Below are 5019 nucleotides of genomic sequence, written 5' to 3' on the forward strand. Positions count from 1 at the left end.
GACGATGACTATATGGAAGCGCTTATACGGCTATAACGTTCAATCGATTCCCCTGATCATCAATACCTGGATTGGGTTATACAACTCCGAGCGCCCTCAAACTGCGCACGACAAACGCACTCCTGACGCGTCATGCTTCGAGCAAGCAGCTATACGAAAAGCGGCATGAACATAAATCTGGTGCAACTTAAGAAAGTTGCAAACCTGTCCTAAAAAGTAGGGCCATTCCGGCCGAAGGTCACGCCCTCCTGATGTGATGAAGCCGAGCTCGACCACGCGGCAAAATACCTTGATACTCTCGACATAGGGCATGGCGCCCTCCCTTTTGCTTTGGGCAGTATGGAGGATAGCTCCACGGTTTATTTTATAATTTTTGTTGAAAGTGTTCAGCCAAACTCGCGCTATCATTGAGAGCGGGAGGGGCGTATGTTGACGCCTAAATTCAGCGCGGAGACAATGCTATGGGCAAGAGGCGCCATGAAATCAGATTTTTGTTAAACGGCGAGGCTGTTTGTCTACCTGAGGTGGGTGAACAGGAAACGTTGTTGGACTACCTGCGCATCGCGCGGCGCCTGACGGGTACAAAAGAAGGGTGCGCAGAGGGCGACTGCGGCGCTTGTACTGTGCTTGTCGGACTCCTGACGCAGGATGGCTTGCGCTATGAGACGGTGAATGCCTGCATCCGTTTTTTGGCGAGCCTTGATAGGTGCCACGTGGTGACGATTGAGCACTTGTGCGGTGCGGGCGGTGGATTGCACCCTGTTCAACAAGCGATGGTGGACGCGCACGGGAGCCAGTGTGGCTTCTGTACACCTGGGATTGTGATGTCGCTCTACGCATTGTGGATGGAAGCCGCTGCGCTAAGTGATGCCGAGATCGAGACAGCCTTGCAGGGCAACCTGTGCCGCTGCACATGCTATGAGCCGATCTTCAAGGCGGCGCGGGCGGCAGCAGAGCTTGGCAAGCCCGAGGCTGATCCGCTGGCGCTTGAGCGCGCGGATGTGACAACGCGCCTTGAAGCGCTGGCTGATGGCGCGCGTGTGGATGTGGCAAAAGCTGGTGACCGCGCCATCTTGTCTGCGAGCGTGGCGGATTTGGCTGATGTTTTGGCTGAACACCCCGAGGCAACAATTGTTGCTGGTGCGACGGATGTGGGCCTCTGGGTGACCAAGATGATGAAGCCCATTACGCCAGCGGTCTTTATCGGGCATTTGACAGAGCTTCGGCAGATTGTCGCAACAGGGTCATCGCTCAGAATTGGGGCCGGGGCGAGCTATAGCGAAGCCGAGGTCGCACTGGCCCGCGCCTTCCCGCATCTTTTGCCTTACTGGAGGCGGATTGCGGGCTGGCAAGTGCGCAATATGGGGACGGTGGGTGGCAATATTGCCAATGGCTCGCCGATTGGTGACACGCCACCTGTCTTTATCGCCTTAGGGGCTACGCTGCATTTGCGCAGTGCCGAGGGCGTGCGGGCGCTGCCGCTGGAAGAGTTCTTCATCGACTATGGCAAGCAGGATTTGCGGGCTGGCGAATTTGTCGAGGCTGTCGACCTGCCGCTTGCGCAGGCAGGGATGTATCATGCGACCTATAAGGTTTCAAAACGGCGCGATGAAGACATTACAGCTGTGGCCGCTGGTTTTGCTGTGCGGGTTGAAAGCGGGATGATCGCTGAGACGCGGATCGCTTTTGGCGGAATGGCAGCCACGCTCAAACGCGCAGCAAAGGCAGAAGCTGCGCTTTTGGGGCAACCATTTGTAGAGGCGAGCTATGAGGCGGCGGCAGAGGCTGTGGCCGAGGACTTTGCGCCCCTCAGTGACTGGCGCGCGACAGCCGAGTATCGCAGCCTTGTGGCGGGCAACCTTTTCCGCCGCTTCTGGGCTGAGCAGGGTGCGGGCCAGGTGGCCAAGCTGGAGGCTGTATAGATGAGCAAGTTCGGACATACGGGCACAGACGCCAAGCACGACTCGGCCATCAAGCAAGTGACGGGGCGGGCTGATTATACGGACGATATCCCTGAGCCGATTGGTACGCTGCACGCCTATCTCGGCTGCTCCAAAGTGGCACATGGCACGATCAGGGCGCTTGATTTGAGCGCTGTTCTGGCGTGCGAAGGAGTTGTGGGAGTACTCACGGCTACGGATATCCCCGGGATCAATGATGTGTCTGCTGTGCATGCAGGGGATGAGCCTGTTTTCCCTGACACGACTGTGGAGTTTCATGGCCAACCGCTTTTTGCCGTGATTGCCGAGAGCCGCGATATCGCGCGGCGGGCCGCCGAGCTGGCGCGGGTCGAGATTGATGCGTTGCCGCATGTACTGGAGCCGCTTGAGGCGATTGCAGCAGGCTACCCTGATGTGACCGCGCCCATGACACTTCAGCGTGGGGATGTGAAAGCAGGCTTTGAAGAGGCTGCGCATCATATCAAGGGCCGCATGGCGATTGGTGGGCAGGATCACATGTATCTGGAGGGGCATATCTCGTTTGCGATGCCTGCTGAAGATGACGACGTGGTGATTTATGCCTCAACCCAGCATCCAACCGAGGCGCAGGTTCTGGGCGTGGCGGCGCACTCTGTTGTGGTGAAGGTGCGGCGCATGGGCGGTGGCTTTGGCGGCAAGGAAAGCCAGATGAATCTCTTTGCGGCCGTCGCGGCGATGGCGGCGAAGAAATGGAACCGCCCTGTCAAAATCCGCCCTGACCGCGACCAAGATATGACGGCGACGGGTAAGCGGCACGATTTTGTTGCGGACTATGACGTGGGATTTGACGCCGACGGGCGTATTGAGGCGGTTGAGGGCCAGTGGGCGGCGCGCTGTGGCTTTGCGGCAGATCTTTCGGGGCCGGTGTGGCGGACCGCGCGCTCTTTCATGCGGACAATGCTTACTTTTACCCGCATGTGCGCATCAGGTCACGCCCCATGAAAACCAACACTGTGAGCAACACGGCCTTTCGGGGCTTTGGCGGGCCGCAAGGTGTGATTGTGGCCGAGAGGATGATTGAAGAGATCGCCTATAAGCTTGGCAAAGACCCTCTCGATATCCGCAAGGCCAATTTTTACGGTATCGGCGAACGCAACGTGACGCCTTACCATCAGACTGTTGAAGACAATATTCTGGAGCGGTTGGTTGGCGAGCTTGAAGAGACGTCTGACTATCGCAAGCGGCGTGCAGATATCATCGTACATAACGCCAAAGGCGGGATCATCCGCCGCGGGATCGCGCTGACGCCTGTAAAGTTTGGCATCAGCTTTACGGCAACCTGGTATAATCAGGCTGGAGCTTTGCTACACGTTTATAAAGACGGCTCCTTGATGATCAATCATGGCGGCACAGAGATGGGCCAAGGGCTAAACACCAAGGTTGCGCAGGTTGTGGCTGAAGCTTTTGGTGTTGCGCTTGAGGCTGTTAAGATCACGTCGACTGCGACAGACAAAGTGCCCAACACGAGCGCAACAGTGGCCTCTTCCGGGACTGACCTCAACGGTATGGCAGCCCTTGATGCTTGTGAGCAGATCAAGGCGCGGCTGACGGAGTATGCGCGCGAAAAATGGGGTAAGGCGGCGCTGGAGTTTGCGGACGGTCAGGTTTCTGTTGGCGACAGGGTGTTTGCGTTTAAGGAGTTTATCGCGGGGGCTTATATGGACCGTGTGCAACTTTCAGCGGCAGGCTTCTACAAGACGCCCGAAATCCACTGGGATCGGGCAACGGGCAAGGGCCAGCCGTTTTTCTACTTTGCCTATGGGGCGTCGTGCTCTGCGGTGGAAATCGATATGCTCACAGGCGAGTACCGTGTGACACGGGCGGATGTGTTGCATGATGTGGGGCGCTCCCTCAATCCTGCGATTGACCGTGGGCAAGTGGAGGGTGCGTTTATTCAGGGGATGGGGTGGCTGACCACCGAAGAACTTTGGTGGGATGACAAAGGCGCGCTCCGCACCCATGCACCGAGCACCTACAAAATCCCGCTGGCAAGCGACAAGCCGCGCGCGTTCAACGTGAGGCTTGCCGAGTGGAGCGAGAACCCCAAGCGCACGATCAAGCGGAGCAAAGCCGTGGGTGAGCCCCCGTTTATGTTGGGGATTTCAGTCTTTGAAGCGATAGGCCACGCAGTGGCCTCGGTTGCGGACTATGCCGAGTGTCCAAGGCTTGACGCGCCTGCAACGCCAGAGCGCGTTCTGATGGCGGTCGAGAGGCTGAAAAAAATGAGCGATTTGGCCGAATTCCTTGAGCTGGCTGAGCCGATTGTAGCGGTGCGGATATCAAACGTTCGTGGCTCTTCCCCGCGTGAGGTAGGGGCATTTATGCTCGTTGCAGAGACCGCGCTTTGGGGGACCGTTGGTGGGGAAAAGTTACTTAATATCAGCTAAGTTGTTATTATTAAGATCGAATATAGGTTAACACTGAAAGTAAAAGGGATTCTTACATGGACTTGAAAATTGTTAATTTGGCCACTGGCGAGGTTGTGAAAACTAAAAATGCGGATAGCATATTTGAGATCACTTCTCCTTCAGATGTATATTTTAATTTTAAAAGTGAAGAGGTGGTTTCAAGCGAAGTGAAGGGTCAAGACCTTGTTTTGTTCCTTGAGGATGGATCTAAAATTGTAATTAGGGGCTTTTATACAGAGCATGCATCAGGGGTTGATAGTCGTATAATATTATTAGATGACGCATTAGATGTGCCGGTGCCGTTTGCACCAATTCTTTCAAGTCTCATTGGTGGGGGCCTTTTTCTGGGTGCTGCTTCTGCTGCAAGCGGTAATAACGCGGGCAACGCAGCGCTTGCTAAGATCGAAGCCTATAACAATGGTGACGGCACGACGCCTGCAGCACTGACAGTGGCAGATTACGCAGATGCGGGTATTACTGGCGTGAGCGTTGACAACCTTGCTGCGGTCAATGCGCAGGTTCTGGCGGCGGCCACGGGCGGTGCAGACACGGGCCCTGAAGTTCAAACGCTTGTTCTCGCGGGCAACGCAGCGCTTGCTAAGATCGAAGCCTATAACAATGGTGACGGCACG

3 protein-coding genes and 1 pseudogene are annotated in these 5019 nt (G+C 56.2%); all 4 read left to right on the top strand.

Going from position 1 to position 5019, the window contains the following annotated elements; translation table 11 throughout:
* Positions 1 to 461 precede the first annotated feature (461 nt).
* On the top strand, positions 462 to 1922 hold the full coding sequence (gene xdhA / locus AC4GMC_RS16055; protein WP_487877596.1) for a xanthine dehydrogenase small subunit: 1461 nt from the start codon (positions 462 to 464) through the stop codon (positions 1920 to 1922).
* Positions 1923 to 4198: pseudogene (gene xdhB / locus AC4GMC_RS16060) on the top strand (xanthine dehydrogenase molybdopterin binding subunit); the annotation flags it as partial.
* A gap of 3 nt (positions 4199 to 4201) precedes the next feature.
* Positions 4202 to 4366 carry an XdhC family protein gene (locus AC4GMC_RS16065; protein ID WP_487877600.1) on the top strand — a complete coding sequence of 55 codons (165 nt, stop codon included), beginning with the start codon at positions 4202 to 4204 and terminating at the stop codon, positions 4364 to 4366.
* Between the two features lie 56 nt (positions 4367 to 4422).
* The coding region (locus AC4GMC_RS16070) for a BapA/Bap/LapF family prefix-like domain-containing protein (RefSeq protein ID WP_487877597.1) at positions 4423 to 5019 on the top strand (597 nt) is incomplete at its 3' end.

This window comes from Thalassobacter sp., from assembly GCF_982993085.1.

Excerpts from the sequence above, each read along its gene's own strand:
- xdhA (WP_487877596.1), top strand. The coding sequence starts at position 462 with ATGGGCAAGAGGCGCCATGAAATCAGATTTTTGTTAAACGGCGAGGCT.
- AC4GMC_RS16065 (WP_487877600.1), top strand. The coding sequence starts at position 4,202 with ATGAGCGATTTGGCCGAATTCCTTGAGCTGGCTGAGCCGATTGTAGCG.